Source organism: Janthinobacterium sp. BHSEK, assembly GCF_056174685.1.
Genome location: NZ_JBWBYV010000059.1, coordinates 105,596 through 120,408 on the forward strand (window position 1 = coordinate 105,596; position 14,813 = coordinate 120,408).

12 protein-coding genes are annotated in these 14,813 nt (G+C 64.9%); 2 read left to right on the forward strand and 10 right to left on the reverse strand.

The window, feature by feature from the left end; genetic code table 11:
* Nucleotides 1-7 precede the first annotated feature (7 nt).
* Nucleotides 8-652, forward strand: a complete 645-nt coding sequence (locus tag AC0V2Y_RS20450; protein WP_475414970.1) for a hypothetical protein — start codon at nucleotides 8-10, stop codon at nucleotides 650-652.
* 6 nt (nucleotides 653-658) lie between these two features.
* The gene (locus AC0V2Y_RS20455; protein WP_475414969.1) at nucleotides 659-1,339 is read left to right on the forward strand and encodes an RES family NAD+ phosphorylase; all 681 of its coding nucleotides are present in this window, start codon (nucleotides 659-661) and stop codon (nucleotides 1,337-1,339) included.
* Between the two features lie 11 nt (nucleotides 1,340-1,350).
* Here AC0V2Y_RS20455 and AC0V2Y_RS20460 read toward each other — a convergent pair whose 3' ends face one another.
* The 10 genes from AC0V2Y_RS20460 to gap all read right to left on the reverse strand — a co-directional run bounded on the left by AC0V2Y_RS20460 (nucleotide 1,351) and on the right by gap (nucleotide 14,786).
* Nucleotides 1,351-2,346 (reverse strand): response regulator, encoded by a 996-nt coding sequence (locus tag AC0V2Y_RS20460; protein WP_475414968.1) that lies wholly within the window; start codon nucleotides 2,344-2,346, stop codon nucleotides 1,351-1,353.
* A 13-nt stretch (nucleotides 2,347-2,359) separates the two neighbouring features.
* Nucleotides 2,360-6,067 carry a PAS domain S-box protein gene (locus tag AC0V2Y_RS20465; protein ID WP_475414967.1) on the reverse strand — a complete coding sequence of 1,236 codons (3,708 nt, stop codon included), beginning with the start codon at nucleotides 6,065-6,067 and terminating at the stop codon, nucleotides 2,360-2,362.
* 360 nt (nucleotides 6,068-6,427) lie between these two features.
* On the reverse strand, nucleotides 6,428-7,084 hold the full coding sequence (locus tag AC0V2Y_RS20470; protein ID WP_475414966.1) for a hypothetical protein: 657 nt from the start codon (nucleotides 7,082-7,084) through the stop codon (nucleotides 6,428-6,430).
* Nucleotides 7,081-7,449 carry a hypothetical protein gene (locus tag AC0V2Y_RS20475; protein WP_475414965.1) on the reverse strand — a complete coding sequence of 123 codons (369 nt, stop codon included), beginning with the start codon at nucleotides 7,447-7,449 and terminating at the stop codon, nucleotides 7,081-7,083. The genes AC0V2Y_RS20470 and AC0V2Y_RS20475 overlap by 4 nt, the downstream gene beginning before the upstream one ends.
* A 74-nt stretch (nucleotides 7,450-7,523) precedes the next feature.
* Entirely contained in the window at nucleotides 7,524-9,983 is a 2,460-nt protein-coding gene (locus AC0V2Y_RS20480) for a TonB-dependent siderophore receptor (RefSeq protein WP_475414964.1), read from the reverse strand.
* 221 nt (nucleotides 9,984-10,204) lie between these two features.
* The gene (locus tag AC0V2Y_RS20485; protein WP_475414963.1) at nucleotides 10,205-11,182 is read right to left on the reverse strand and encodes a FecR domain-containing protein; all 978 of its coding nucleotides are present in this window, start codon (nucleotides 11,180-11,182) and stop codon (nucleotides 10,205-10,207) included.
* Nucleotides 11,179-11,685 (reverse strand): sigma-70 family RNA polymerase sigma factor, encoded by a 507-nt coding sequence (locus AC0V2Y_RS20490; protein WP_475414962.1) that lies wholly within the window; start codon nucleotides 11,683-11,685, stop codon nucleotides 11,179-11,181. Before AC0V2Y_RS20490 ends, AC0V2Y_RS20485 begins: the two co-directional genes overlap by 4 nt.
* 192 nt (nucleotides 11,686-11,877) lie before the next feature.
* Complete coding sequence (locus tag AC0V2Y_RS20495) at nucleotides 11,878-12,057, reverse strand: hypothetical protein (RefSeq protein WP_475414961.1); 180 nt, start codon at nucleotides 12,055-12,057, stop codon at nucleotides 11,878-11,880.
* Nucleotides 12,058-12,223: 166 nt separating this feature from the next.
* Nucleotides 12,224-13,684 carry a pyruvate kinase gene (gene pyk / locus AC0V2Y_RS20500; RefSeq protein WP_215404338.1) on the reverse strand — a complete coding sequence of 487 codons (1,461 nt, stop codon included), beginning with the start codon at nucleotides 13,682-13,684 and terminating at the stop codon, nucleotides 12,224-12,226.
* Nucleotides 13,685-13,775: 91 nt separating this feature from the next.
* Complete coding sequence (gene gap, locus AC0V2Y_RS20505; RefSeq protein ID WP_475414960.1) at nucleotides 13,776-14,786, reverse strand: type I glyceraldehyde-3-phosphate dehydrogenase; 1,011 nt, start codon at nucleotides 14,784-14,786, stop codon at nucleotides 13,776-13,778.
* Nucleotides 14,787-14,813 lie beyond the last annotated feature (27 nt).

Below are 14,813 nucleotides of genomic sequence, written 5' to 3' on the forward strand. Positions count from 1 at the left end.
AGCGAACATGACAGCGCATCTGCATCACGACACTCTGGCGCCCGAGCGCCGGGAATGGACCGACAACGACCTGCGGGTAGTGGAGCAATTCTCGCAATTGGTGAACGCACAGCTCGACCTGTTGGCGCAAGGTCCCGGGCGCGAGCGCCTGATCGACCTGGCCACGCGCGCGCTCGATGCTGCGCGCGCATCGCTGCGCGCAGCGCCGCCGGGCATACCGCTCCAGCTTCCCGTGTCAAAACTCAAGGTATCCGATGTCATTGGGCAAGGATGGGTGGAACTGTCGCAAGCGTCGCTGTATCGCGCGGTGGAAAACCAGCGGTTTTATTGCGTGACGCCCAAGGGACGCAGTATCGGCAAGGAGTTTCCGGCGTGGCAATTTGTCCAGCCCGTGCCGGAACTGATCGCGCCCGTGCTCGCCATTCTCGCCGGCCAGCCCGGCAGTGACATTCATGCTTTCTGGGTCAGCAGCGCAGACGAACTCAACGAACTGTCGCCGGCAGAGCTGCTTGCAGGCAAATCGTTCGAAACGCGGGCCGGAGTGCATCCCAGTCAGCAGGCGCTGCTGGATCTGCCAGCCAGCGAGAGATTGCGCAAGGTGCTGGCGGCGGCGAAGTGGCAGCATAGGGGCATGGCCGATATCGTAGGCTAGCCTCGCATGACGCTACAACTGAAAGATACGCTTGTCCCGCCAGAAATGATCACGCGCCTGCCGGCGCTGGCATTGCTGCGCGCGGAATTATTGAGTCATATCATCACCCATCCAGCAGGCCAGGCCCTGGTGCGCGCGGCGTGGAACACGGCATCGATCTGGCCATTGAAAGTCCAGCGCACCTACCGCTTCGGCCCGCCCGCCGAACTGGCAGATGCGGCCGGCTTCCCCTATCACTGGGCGTATCTTGCGGACGATGCCTACACGGCGGCCTGGGAAGCCCAGCTTTGCCAGAACGACGTGACGCGTCCGGGCACCTTTTATATCGCGCATGGTGCGGAACTGGCGCTGATCGCCACCCTGTCGTTCAGCGCCCCGCTGCAATTGCTCGATCTGACAGGGCTGGCCGCCAGCCGCCTGGGTATCTACGATCAATTGCGCAGTCCCGATCATGCCTGGTGCCAATGGCTGGGCTGGCAGCTGGATCAGATCATTGCACAGGAGGCAGGCGCGATTCATGGCTTCGTGTATCCATCGCGCCGGCAGCCGGGCAAACTTGCCTATGCAATATCCTCTCGCCATATGACAACATTGGGGACAAGCATGGCGTGCGCCCATGTGCAATTCGGCAGCACTGAAGCATATGCGCGCTTGCTGGCCGACCGCCTGCGCGTGGATCCGCCCTGAGCTGATGCTCCCTACGCCGGCTCGCGCCACTTGTCCTTGATCTCCAGCATGGCCGGCAAGTGTTCGATGAACAGCGCCAGCAGGTCCGGATCGAAATGCGTGCCGCTATCGCGCTGCATGGTGGCGATCGCGTCCGACACCGTCCAGGCGGGCTTGTAGGGGCGCTCGCTGGTGAGCGCGTCGAACACGTCGGCGATGGCGACGATGCGGCCCTCATGCGGGATTTCCTCGCCTTGCAAGCCGTGCGGATAGCCGCTGCCATCCCATTTTTCATGGTGCGTCAGGGCGATGGTGCGCGCCATTTTCAACAGGCCGCCCGCGTGCTCGCCGATGATGGCGGCGCCGATTTCCGCGTGGCTGCGCATGACTTGCCATTCGTCCGCATCGAGCTTGCCCGGCTTTTGCAGGATGGCGTCGGGGATGCCGATCTTGCCCACGTCGTGCATGGGGGCGGCATTCAATAAATCTTCCGCCCTGGCCGCGCTGTAGCCGGCCACCAGCGCCAGCTGGCGCGCGTAATAGCTCATGCGGATGACGTGCATGCCCGTCTCGTTATCCTTGTATTCGGCCGCCTGGCCCAGGGTCTGGATCACCTGCAGGCGCGAGCGGCGCAATTCCTCGGCGTCGACCAGCGACAGGTGCGTGCGCACGCGGGCGCGCACGATGGGCGGGCTGACGGGCTTGGTGATGTAGTCGACGGCGCCCGCGTCAAAACCGTCCGCCTCGTCCTTCACGTCGCACAGGGCGGTGACGAAAATGACGGGAATGGACGCAGTGACCGGCATGGCTTTGAGCTGGCGGCATACTTCATAGCCCGTCATGGCCGGCATCATGATGTCGAGCAGGATCAGTTCGACGGGGTTGTTCTGCGCCAGTTCCAGCGCCTTCTCGCCATCCTTGGCGTACAGCAGGCGGTAATCGTCCTGCAGAATCTGGCGCAGCACCTGCAGATTCGTCGCTTCGTCGTCGACCAGCAGCAGGATCGGTTTGTCTTCTTGTAAGGTCATCGTCAGTCCAATATCAGGAAAGGTCGGCCGGCGCAGGAGCCTCGAGCCACGCCAGCAGCTGGCGCAGCACGCCCACGGCGCGCGCAAATTCAAAGTCGTCGATGGCGCTGGCCAGCGCCTGCAGGCGCGGCTGCTGGCCATGCGGCGCCAGCATGGCGGCGATCCGCGCCATCAGGGCGTCGTCCAGCTGCCCGCCCTCCAGGCTGGCGATGGCTTGCCGCAGCAAGGCGCCGGCAGCTGGCGCATCGAGGGGCGCGCCGGCGGCCTTCGCGTCCATGGCCACGGCCGGCATATTTACCTCTTCCAGTTCACCGGCCAGCGCCATGAAGGCGGCGGCCAGCTGCACCAGCAATTCGGTGGCCGGCAGCTGGCGCGCGATCGCTTGCTCGATGCGGCCCAGCAGGCTTTCGACCTGCACCAGGCACAAATTGCCCGCCGCGCCCTTGATACGGTGCAGCAGGTGGCCGGCCACGCTGCCGCCGCCCCGCTCCAGTTCCGCCGCCAGCATGGCGGCGCAGTCGCCATTGGCCTGCACGAAGCGGCCGATCGCCCGCTGCAGGGCTTCGCGGCCGCCCCACAGGGCGATGCCGCGCTGCCAGTCGACCTGGCCGGCGGCCGCACGCGCCGCCGCGCCGGCCGCCGGCGGCGGCATGGCCACGGCGATATCGAGCAGGCGGGCGATTTCCGCCGTCAGCTTGTGCATTTCCAGCGGTTTCGAGGCGAAGCCGTTCATGCCGGCCGTCTGCGCGGCGCGGCGGTCCTGTTCCAGCACGCTGGCCGTCAGGGCGATGATGGGCGTCGCCTTCAAGCCCTGCTCGCGCTCGTGCACGCGGATCAGGCGCGTCGCTTCCAGGCCATCCATGCGCGGCATCTGCACGTCCATCAGGACGATGTCGAAGCTGCCCTTGCTGAACTCGCGCACGGCGCTCTCGCCGTCGCTGGCGGCGATCACCTGGTGGCCGGCCGCGCCCAGGCTGATCAGCAGCAGCTCCACGTTCTGCGGCACGTCGTCGGCGGCCAGGATGCGCAGCGGCGGCAAGGCCACCACGGGCTGCTCGCTGCGGCGCGACACGGCCTTGCCCGGCGCCAGCGGCAGCAGCACGTGGAACACGCTGCCCACGCCCAGGGTGCTTTCCACCGTGATGGTGCCTTTCATCAGCTCGACCAGCTGCAGCGAAATCGTCGTGCCCAGGCCCGTGCCGCCAAAACGCCGGCTCATCGACGAATCGGCTTGCGTGAATGGGGCGAAGATCTTGTCCAGGCGGTCGGCGGGAATGCCGATGCCCGTGTCGTGCACGGCGATATGCACCTGCTCTCCCCGCATATCGACGGCCACGCGCACATGGCCCACCTCCGTGAACTTGACGGCGTTGCCGATCAGATTCGTCAGCACCTGCTGCACCCGGCGCGCGTCGCCCAGGAAGAACTGCCCCATGCCGGGATCGACGTCGACGTGCAGCACCAGGTCGCGCGCGTGCGCCGTGATGCGCAGGGACGCGGCCACGTGGTCGACCAGGTCGGGCAGCGAGAAGTCCACCAGTTCCAGCTCGGTGGCGCCTTTTTCCAGCTTGGCCGTGTCGAGGATGTCGTTGAGCAGCTCGAGCAGGGAACGGGCCGACTGGCGCACCGTGCCCAGGTGACGGCGCTGCAGGCTGTCCAGCGCGGTCCCCAGCAGCACTTCCGTAAAGCCGATGATGGCGTTCATCGGCGTACGGATTTCATGGCTCATGTTGGCCAGGAAGCTGGTCTTCGATTCGGCGGCCAGCTCGGCGCGGTCTTTCGCCGCGCGCAGGTTTTCCTGCATGGCGCGCCGTTCGCTCACGTCGGTGGCCAGCTTGACCACCTTGAACGGCTTGCCGTCCGTGTTGAAGATCGGGTTGTACGAGGCCTGTATCCACACTTCCCGGCCATCCTTGCCGATGCGCTTGTATTCGCCCGTATTGAATTCGCCGCCCGCCAGGTGCTGCCAGAATGCGATGTAGTCGGGCGAAGTCACGTGGGCAGGTTCGCAGAAGATGCTGTGGTGCAGGCCCAGCACGTCGTCGAGCCGGTAGCCGACCAGGTCGAGGAAATTCTGGTTGGCCGCCAGGATGCGCCCCTGCAGGTCGAACTCCGCGACCGCCGTCGCGCGCGAGATGGCCGTCACCTTGCCCTCGTATTCGGCGTTGCGCAATTCGCTTTCCGTGATGTCGAGGATGACGCCGTCGATCCAGCGCACCACGCCGTCGTTGTCGAGCACGGGGCCGCTGCTTTCGCGCACCCAGCGCTCGCGCCCGTCGCGGTGAATCATGCGATAGACGTTCTCGAAATCGCGCCGTTCCCCGGCCGCCTGCACGCAGGTGTCGTTGACGCGCTGGCGGTCGTCAGGATGCACGAGGTCGAACAGCCTGACCCGCCCTTCGATGAAATCCTGCGGCATCCAGCCCGTCAGGTTGAAGACGGCGTCGCTGATGAAGATCATCTTCCATTCGGGCGCGAAGCTGCAGTGGAAGGACACGCCGGGGATATTGCGGATCAGGGTGCGGTACTGGCGCTCGCTGTCCTTGAGCGCCTGCTCCATGCTGCGCGAAGAGCGCATGTCCGTGACAAACGCGACAAACAGGGGCTGGCCCGGCGTGTCGATCTTGCCGATCGCCACGCGCATGGGCAGCACGGCGCCGTCCTTGTGGCAGCCATCGAGCTCGCGTCCGCTGTCGAGGATGCGCGAAGCACCCGTTTCCAGGTAGTCGCGCAGATAGCCCTCGTATTCGGCCGCGTCGCCCGGCTGCAGCAGCACGCTGGCGTCGCGTCCCACGATGTCCGCTTCGCGCCAGCCGAACAGGCTTTCCGCGGCGGGATTGAAGGAGCGTACCTTGCCCTGGCCATCGATGGTGATCAGGCCGTCGGCGGCCGTGTCGACGATGGCGCGCAGGCGCGATTCGCTGACGCTGGCGTGACGCAGCAGCTGGCGGTAGCGCAGCAAGCCGTTCGCGGCCGCCACGAAGACGGTCAGGGTGATGGTGATCAGGGCCACGGCCAGGGCCACGAACGAGGCTTGCACGGTGATCGTGTTCTCACCGGCCGTGGGGGTGCCGGAAAAGCGCGCGGCCAGCATGCCCGTGTAATGCATGCCGGAAATAGCCAGGCCCATCACCACACTGCTGACCAGCAAGGACGCCAGGGGACTGAGGCGCAAACGCATGGCGCTCAGGCCGAAGCGTATCCACAGCGCCAGCATGGCCATGACGACGGCCACCAGCAGCGACAGGGCGAACAGCCACGGCTCGTAGTGCAGGGTCAGCGAGGTTTGCATGGCGGCCATGCCGCTGTAATGCATGGAACCGATGCCCACGCCGACGAGCACGCCGCCCACCACCAGCTGGCGCCAGTCGATGCTCGGACGCGCCAGCAAATGCAGCGCCACCCACGACGCGGCCACGCCGGGCAGCATGGACAGCAGGGTCAGGCCGGGCTCGAAGGAGACGCGCGTGCAGATGTCGAAAGCCAGCATGCCGATGAAATGCATCGACCAGATGCCGCCGCCGAGCGCGATGGCGCCCGTGACGATGGCCGTCTGGCGCTGGAATCCCCGCTCGCTGCTGCGCGCCATGCCGGCGATCTGCAAGGCCATGAACGAGGCAAAGATGGCGATGCCGATGGAAAACAGCACCAGCCAGGCATTGTGCGTGCCGTAGATATACGGCAATGTATCGTTCGATACGGCAAAGATGGAACTCAGCATACTGTCGTGAACTCAATAGAGTGAAACGTGACGTCGCAAAACATGACGGCGCACCGCGCGCCGGCGCCCGGCCTTTTAGTAAAGCGGCAACACAGCGAAAATGACAACGGTAGCAGTCGACCAGGGCAAGGCTCGGTCATCACGCCCGCGCCTGCCGCGCGGGGGAAAGGTGCTTTTTACAGAGGGAAAAAGCGGAATGCGTACGAACTCTGGCGCGGATGGCTGGCCGCCAGCGTGACGATGATTTTTTAAAGAGCCATGAGTATAGTTGCTTTGCGAAAATATTCATAGGACTTCAGCAATACAGTTATCAAAAATGATAGTTATTGCGGCGGCGATGCGACACTGGCCCGTCTGCGCCTACCCCTGCGGCCAGCGCGCGCGGATGGCCGCGGATTCCTGGCTGATCGGCCCAGCCGTCTCGCGGACAGGGATACCGGCCAGTCTACAGCGGCGGCTCAGTTCCTCCCTGATCTGGCACAGCGTCCAGCGCTGCGGCACGGGCAAGTTCAGGCCCACCACGCGGATCAGCGGACAGTCCACGAGAGTCGTGTAGAGCAGCAGCTCCACGCGCGCCAGCGGTGCCGGGGTCCGATAGACCTGCAATGCGCCCGCATACGTGACCACGTCCAGCCGCTGCAGCTGCGCCAACTCCAGCTGCACGCTTTTATCCCAGCCGGGCAGGCGCCGCGCATGGCGCCGCAGCAACAGGCCCGCATCGCCAAGTTCCACATGAAAGAGCAAAGCGCGTCCGGGAAACAGCACCAGGCCCGCGATCCAGGCGGCCAGAGCCAGCGGACCGAACAACACTGCCTCGCCCGCGTACGGCACGTCGCGCCAGACGGCTTGCCCGACAAAGGCGAGGATCAGCGCGCAGCCGGCCAGCAGCACGCTGCGCGACAGCACGGGACGCATGTCCGCCATCAGCGCCGCCTGGGCCGCGGCATCGTCGGCCGCCGTAAAGCATATCCATTCCGCGCGCGCCGGCTTCAGCCTGGGTCCCAGCTCCCCGCTCAAGCGGTCGGCGCCAGCATGCCGCGGAACCACGCCAGCTGTTCGCGCGTCAGGTAGTTGGCGCCATCGCCATGCAGGATGACGATCTCGACCTCGGCGGGAATCGACGCGATCAATTGCGCGCCCGTGACGGGAATCTTCGGAAAATTGATGCCGGCCAGGAAGGCCGGGTCTTCCGCCACCGTCACGCACTGGCGCTCGGGATTCGGCGACGGCACGAGGAACAGGTCGATCTGCTCGCTCTGCCCGCCGATAACGACGTGCAATTGCGCGGCCAGCAGTTCGGGCAGGATCAGCTCGATGTTGTTTTCGGCGCGCGATTGCTGGAAAGCGCTTTTCAGGGGCGTGAGGACGGGTGTGGCGGTCATGGGATCAGTAGAAAATGAGGACGGCGGCAGTGTAGCAGAGGCGCCCGGCCGGGCGCGCTCTGCTGAGGCCACGGCTACAGCTTGTAGTTCAGGGACAGCAGCACGCTGCGCGGCGCGCCGTAGCGCTCCAGCCCGCCCGACCACGCATAGCCGAGGCCCTGGTAGTAGCGGCGGTCGAGCACGTTGTCGACGCTGAGGCGCAGCTGCAGCTGCTCGCTCAGGCGGTAGCCGGCCGTCAGGCCGACGATGGCGTAAGCGCCCTGCTGCGTCAGGTAAGCCGTGTCGCGGCGGTAGATCTTGTCCTGCGCGTACACGGAGGCACCCAGGTTCCACCGCGCCAGGCTGCCGCTCAGCTGCACAGTCGTGTACAGCTTGAACAATTGCTTCGGTTCATCCGTGGCGATGCGCTGGCCGATATTCGCCGCCATGCTGTCTTTCGTGTACTTGGCCAGCACATAGGTATAGCCGCCCGCGATCTGCCAGCCCGGCAAAGGCGAGCCCGAGAGTTGCAGATCGACGCCTTCGCTCCGCACCTGTCCAGCCGCGCGGGCGCAGTAGATGGCGCCGCCCGTCGGGCAATTGACTTCATCGGCCATGGCGCGGTTGTTTTGCTTGATGCGGAACAGGGCGCCGCTGGCGTTGAGCCTGCCGCCGAAATACTCGCCCTTGACGCCCACTTCCAGATTGGTGCCGCTCAGCGGCGGCAAGGTATTGCCGCCCACGTCGAGCACGCTTTGCGGCTGGAATATCTGCGTGCCGCTTGCGTACAGGGAGTGATGTTGATCCACATCATAGACGAGACCCGCGTACGGCGTAAATTTCGCGCTTTCCGTCAGGTCGCGGCGCCAGACTGGGTTGGTCGAATACCAGCCCGTGACGTCCTGCGCATACCAGCCGAAGCGACCGCCCAGCACCAGACGCAGCGGATCGGCCAGGCTGAAGTTGCCGGCCGCATAAATACCCTTCTCGTCCGTCTTGCGGCCCCAGTTGTACGGCTCGAACGGCGCGCCGTTCATGCGGTAGGCATGGGGATTCCAGTGGCGGATGTCGATCACGCGCGCGGCCGCCCCTTCCCAGCTCTGGCCCGCGTCCGAATCGTCGTGGCGGTAGCTGGCGCCGACGATGACGTCGTGCAGGCGGCCGAACCAGGTGACGGGGCCGCTCAGGCGCCAGTCGGCCACCACCTGATCCGTGTTGTACTTCCAGCCCGTTTCCGACTGGCTGAAGCGATAGATCTCGCCATCGATGCGGCTATTGGTGGTATTGCGCGTGCTGGAAGAGGCATCGATGCGCGTGATGGCAAAGCGGCTGCGCCAGCCCTTCTCCAGCCTGGTTTCCAGGTCGGCGAAGACGACGTTGTTGTCGCGTTTCTGGAACGAATCGGCATTATTCAGGAAGGTCGAGCGGGGCAAGTCCATGTGACGGCCGTCGGCAAACGTCGGCAAGCCGACAAACACGCCATCGGTGCGGCTGTGCTGGCGCGAGAAACCGATGCCGGCCGTGGTGGACGGCGTCAGGTCCGCTTCGACGATCGCATACACGGTGCCATTGCTGTTGTTGACCACGTCGACGAAACTGTCGCTGTCGCGCCAGCTGGCCGCCACCCTGCCGCGCACGCTGCCCGAGGCGTTCAGGGCATTGCTGGCGTCCACCGTCAGTTGCTTGTCCTTCCAGCTGCCCACGTGCACGGACGCGTTCAGCAAGGGCGTGGCCGTGGGGCGCTTGCGTATCATGTTGATGCTGCCCGACGGCGCGCCCGCCCCTTCCATCAAACCCGTGGCGCCGCGCACCACTTCCACCCGGTCGTACATCAGCATGTCGGCGGAAACATTACGCTCATTAAACCCCGTGACATCCAGCGGCAAGCCATCGACATTGACGTGGCTCAAGGCAAAACCGCGCGCAAAATACGTGGTTTCCTGGTCGGACACGCCCTGCGTCTTGCCATACAAGCCAGGCGTGGCGCGCGCGACATCCTGCAAGGTGGTCAAATCGAAATCTTCCATCTGCTGGCGCGCAATCACGCTGACCGTCTGCGGCGTGTGGCGCTGCGACAGGTTCAGGCCCGTGGCCGCCGACATGGCGCGCGACGTATAGAGGCCCGTGCCTTCCGTGGCCCGGTCCGCCTCGGCGCTGACGACGACGGCCGGCATGCTGGCCAGACCGCTCTCGGCCGTGCTGGTATTGATCTTGCGTAACAGGTAATTGCCGCTGCCGCCGTCCACCACGTCCAGTCCACTGCCTTGCAGCAACGTTTGCAAGCCGGCCGCGACGGCATAACGGCCCCGCAAGCCCGGCGTCGCCAGGCCGTCCAGCGCCACGCCCTGCGTGGACAGGTTGATGCCGGCGGCGATGGCAAACGAGCCCAGCGCTTCGCGCAGGCTGCCGGCGGGAATGCTGTAGTCGCGCAGGCTGGCGGCCGGGCTGGACTCGGCCGCCAGCGCCATGTGCGGCAAAGTGGCGCCGGCCGCGCCCACGGCGAGGAGCAGGACCAGCGCGGCGCGCACGGCGCCGGTGGTGGGATGGAGCGTCATGCGCGCTGCTGTCAAGCTACGGTGCTGCAAAGCCATGTAAACCCTTTCGATGGTTCGGATTGTTCGTTCTCTACCTTGTATGACGAAGCAATCTGCAAAAAGGGACAGGCAAGAAGTAAATTGGAGCACGTCGGCTTACGCCCTGCGGGCTAAGCCGACCTACCATACCCGACAGGTGTAGGTCGGCTTAGCGTGGCAAGGCCACGCGTAAGCCGACAAGCTCAAGCCGCCTCGACACTGATCCAGTAGCGCGTGCGGCGCGCCAGCCGGATCGGCAAGGCCCGTTGCAGCAAGAGCAGGATGTTGTCCGGGTCGTGCAACTGGAAGATGCCGTCCACGGGCATGGCGGCGAGCGCCGGGTCGCAGCGCAGCACGCCGTAGCGGTAGCGCGCCACCTGTTCCAGCACCTCGCCCAGCGGCATGCGCTCGGCGATCAGCACGCCCCGCAGCCAGGCGTCAGCATGCGGCGCCAGCGGCGTCAAGGCGGAAACGGCCGCGTCATCGAAACTGCCCTGCCGGCCCGCATCGACCCTGCGCACGGCATCGGTAGCTTCCCTTGGCCGTATCTCGACGGCGCCCTCGCTGACCCTCACCCGCGTGCGCGGTGCCAGCACGCTGCCCCCCTGGCGCACGCTGAAGTGCGTACCGAGCGCGCGCGCGATGCCATTGCTGCTGCGCACGAGAAACGGGCGCGCCGGCACGGCTCCATCGTGCGCCGTGGCAACGTGGATTTCCCCGGCATGCAAGGCCACCAGCCGCGCCGCGCCGTCAAAGCGCACGTCGATGGCCGTGTCCGTATTGAGCACCAGTTGCGTACCATCGGGTAATGTCATGTGGCGGATTTCCCCCCTGGCCGTGCGGATGGCCGCGCGCCACGCCTGCCAGGGCGCCGATTCGCTGGCCAGCCACAGCGCCGGCCCGGCCGCGATCAGCCCCGCCAGGCCGTAGAGCACGGCACGCCTGTGCGGCGACTGCGGCGGCGCATCCGCCGTCTGGCGCAGCGCCGGCGGCACGCTAGCCAGGGTGCCGCACACGAGCTCGGCCCGTTTCCACGCCGCCTCATGCGCGGGATCGCTGGTACGCCAGGCCTGGAAGGCTTGCTGTTCGTCAAGGTTCAAGGGTCCCCCGTGCAGGCGCACCAGCCATTGCGCCGCCGCGCGGGCGGCGCGCGGGTCGATGGCAGCCGTGCTGGCGTTCACAGGATCAAGAGGATGCAGCGCTCGAACGCCTGCACCATGTAGCGCTTGATGCTGCGCTCGCTCACGGCCAGGCGCCGGGCGATTTCCCCGTAAGCGAGGCCATCGACATGCGCCAGCAGGAAGGCGTTGCGCACCAGCGGCGGCAAGCCGTCGAGCATGGCATCGATGCGCTGCAAGGCTTCCAGTACCAGCAAACGCTCTTCCGGCGACTGCATCAGCAGATCGGGCTGCTGCGCCAGCGTTTCCAGCCACGCCTGCTCCAGCGACAGGCGCCGGTAATGGTCGATCAGCAGGCGCTGCGCCACGGTCGTCAGGTAGGCGCGCGGTTCGCGCAGGCTCTGCCGGCCTTCCGGCGGCGCCGTCAGCAGGCGCACGAAGGTATCCTGCGCCAGGTCGGCCGCATGGTCGGCGCACTGCAGCTTGGCGCGCAGCCAGCGCATCAGCCAGCCGTGGTGGCTGCTGTAGATGCCTGCTATCGACTCGCTGGACTGCGCAATGTTCACTAGGGGGCTCCGATGCGCGCAAGGCAAGGCGCGGCCAATTGATAATAATTCTCATTATCGCAAACAGTGCCGCCCGGCGTCAACGCCAGCGCCTGCCCGCGCCTGGAAACTGTTGTTTCAGGCTGTGCAGCGCGGCTGTCGCGCATCCGTCATGCAATGCGGCATGCCGGCAGTCCAAGGACGGCCGACGGCTTACGCCGGCGCGGGTTTCCCGGGCTTTACGGTCAGCACGAAGGGAATGGCCAGCGGCCCCAGAAACACCACCAGGATGGCCCTGACGGCAGTGGTTTTCAAGCTGCGGCATTTGGCAATGAAGAGACAAGCGAAGGCCGACAGCGACCAGATCAGGGCCGGCAGGCAGGTAGTCATCATGCACTCCGGACACGCCTTGGAAGGCAGGAAAGCTATGCTGACACGGAAATGCGGGTGCCGCAACGGCAGATTGCGCATCTGCCCCGCGGTTGGCCGGTGTGGACGGATCTTTCAGGCATTCTTAAGACTGCCAAGCCGGCTTACGCCGTTTCCAACGATACCAAGATCAATGCTGACCAATCTTCATGATCTTCAACGCGTTCGTGCCGCCCACCTTGCCCATCGGCTCGCCCCAGGTCAGCACGACGGTGTCGCCCTTGGCCACGACTTTATGTTCCAGCAGCAAATCTTCCGCCTGCTGCAAGACCTTGTCGCGGTCGGTGCCGGACGTCAGTTCCAGGGTGCTGACGTTGCGGTACAGGGCCAGCTTGCGGCGCGTGCCCACGCTCGGGGTCAGGGCGACGATGGGGATGTCGATGTTGCAACGGCTCATCCACAGGGCCGTGGAACCCGATTCCGTCAGCGTGGCAATGGCTTTCACGCGCAGGTGGTGGGCTGTAAACAGCGCGCCGTAGGCGATCGACTGGTCGATGCGCGAGAACGTGGCGTTGAGGAAATCGGCGTCCAGCTTGCAGGTATCCCACTTTTCCGCGTCCAGGCAGATGGCGGCCATGGCTTCCACCGTTTCGATCGGGTAGCGGCCCGAGGCCGTTTCCGCCGACGTCATGACGGCATCCGTGCCGTCGAGCACGGCATTCGCCACGTCGGACACTTCCGCGCGGGTCGGCACGGCATTGACGATCATCGACTCCATCATCTGCGTGGCCGTGATCGCCAGCTTGTTCGACGCGCGCGCCATCTTGATCATGCGCTTCTGCAAGGCCGGCACGGCCGCATTGCCCACCTCGACCGCCAAATCGCCACGCGCCACCATGATGCCGTCGGAAGCGTCGAGGATTTCCTGCAGCGCAGGAATGGCTTCCGCCCGTTCGATCTTGGCGATCATCATCGGCTTGTGGTCCCATGCTTCGCCGGCGATATTGGCCAGCTGGCGCGCCATGACCATGTCCGTGGCGTTTTTCGGGAACGAGACGGCCACGTAATCGGCCTGGAAGCTCATCGCCGTTTTCACGTCTTCCATGTCCTTCGCCGTCAGGGCTGGCGCGGACAAGCCGCCGCCCTGGCGGTTGATGCCCTTGTTGTTCGACAATTCGCCGCCGATTTTCACCGTCGTGTGGATTTCGCTGCCGACGACCTTGTCCACCGTCAGGACGATCAGGCCGTCATTGAGCAGCAGCACGTCGGCAGCGCGCAAGTCGCGCGGCAATTCCTTGTAGTCGAGGCCGCAGCGCTCGATATTGCCCAGCTCGCCGTTTTCGCCCCATTTCGCGTCGAGGATGAACTTGGCGCCGTTTTCCAGGAAAATCTTGCCTTCTTCAAACTTGCCAACGCGGATTTTCGGGCCTTGCAAGTCGGCCATGATGGCCACTTCGCGGCCGCACAGGGCTGCCGCTTCGCGCACCATGCGGGCGCGGTCGATATGGTCTTGCGCCTTGCCATGCGAGAAGTTCAGGCGCACGACATCGACGCCGGCCTTGAACATGCGGACCAGGGTATCGATATCGTTCGAAGCGGGGCCGATGGTGGAAACGATCTTGGTGGCGCGTTGCTGTACTTGCATGGTCATGGTGTGCTGCTTTCTATAAAGTTCGTGCTGCTGCAAGGGCCGGCCTTGTGGGCCGGCCGTCCTGGTGCGCTGGATCAGCGCTGGTTCTTTCTTACTTGGCCGCCATCAGGGCGACCGTGGTGTCGAGCATGCGGTTCGAGAAGCCCCACTCGTTGTCGTACCACGACGACACTTTCACGAGGCGGCCCGAGACCTTGGTCAGGGTCGCATCGAAGTTCGACGAGGCCGGGTTGTGGTTGAAATCGATGGAAACGAGCGGTTCCGTCTGGTATGTGAGAATGCCTTTCAGCGCGCCTTCCGACGCCGTTTTCAGCAAGGCATTGACTTCCTCGACGCTGGTATCACGCTTGGCGATGAAGGACAGGTCGACCAGCGACACGTTGATCGTCGGCACGCGCACGGCGAAACCATCGAGCTTGCCATTCAGTTCCGGCAAGACCAGGCCGACAGCCGCGGCCGCGCCCGTCTTGGTGGGGATCATCGAATGCGTGGCCGAACGGGCGCGGCGCAAGTCTTCATGCATCACGTCGGACAAGACCTGGTCGTTCGTGTAGGCATGCACGGTGGTCATCAGGCCCGATTCGATGCCGATGGCGTCGTTCAGGGGCTTGACTAAGGGTGCGAGGCAATTCGTCGTGCACGAGGCATTCGAGATGACCGTGTCCGTGGCTTTCAGCACGTGCTGGTTGACGCCGAACACGATGGTGGCGTCCACGTCCTTGCCGCCCGGCGCGGAAATGATGACTTTCTTTGCCCCGCCCTTCAAATGGGCCGAGGCTTTTTCCTTGGTGGTGAAGAAACCCGTGCATTCGAGCACGACATCAACGCCCAACTCTCCCCATGGAATCAGGGCCGGGTCGCGCTGCGCGAAGACGCGGATGCGGTCGCCGTTGACGAGCATGTTCTCGCCATCGATGGTGACGACGCCGGGAAACTTGCCGTGCACCGTGTCGTAGCGCGTCAGATGCGCATTCGACTTGGCATCGCCCAGGTCGTTGATGGCGACGATCTCGATATCCTGCTGCTTGCCGCCTTCATAAAACGCGCGCAAGACATTGCGGCCGATGCGGCCATAGCCATTGATGGCAACTTTGATGGTCATGCTGTCTCCTTGATCTTGTTTGAATGA

Excerpts from the sequence above, each read along its gene's own strand:
- AC0V2Y_RS20450 (WP_475414970.1), top strand. The coding sequence starts at position 8 with ATGACAGCGCATCTGCATCACGACACTCTGGCGCCCGAGCGCCGGGAA.
- AC0V2Y_RS20455 (WP_475414969.1), top strand. The coding sequence starts at position 659 with ATGACGCTACAACTGAAAGATACGCTTGTCCCGCCAGAAATGATCACG.
- AC0V2Y_RS20460 (WP_475414968.1), bottom strand. The coding sequence starts at position 2,346 with ATGACCTTACAAGAAGACAAACCGATCCTGCTGCTGGTCGACGACGAA.
- AC0V2Y_RS20465 (WP_475414967.1), bottom strand. The coding sequence starts at position 6,067 with ATGCTGAGTTCCATCTTTGCCGTATCGAACGATACATTGCCGTATATC.
- AC0V2Y_RS20475 (WP_475414965.1), bottom strand. The coding sequence starts at position 7,449 with ATGACCGCCACACCCGTCCTCACGCCCCTGAAAAGCGCTTTCCAGCAA.
- AC0V2Y_RS20480 (WP_475414964.1), bottom strand. The coding sequence starts at position 9,983 with ATGACGCTCCATCCCACCACCGGCGCCGTGCGCGCCGCGCTGGTCCTG.
- AC0V2Y_RS20495 (WP_475414961.1), bottom strand. The coding sequence starts at position 12,057 with ATGATGACTACCTGCCTGCCGGCCCTGATCTGGTCGCTGTCGGCCTTC.
- pyk (WP_215404338.1), bottom strand. The coding sequence starts at position 13,684 with ATGACCATGCAAGTACAGCAACGCGCCACCAAGATCGTTTCCACCATC.
- gap (WP_475414960.1), bottom strand. The coding sequence starts at position 14,786 with ATGACCATCAAAGTTGCCATCAATGGCTATGGCCGCATCGGCCGCAAT.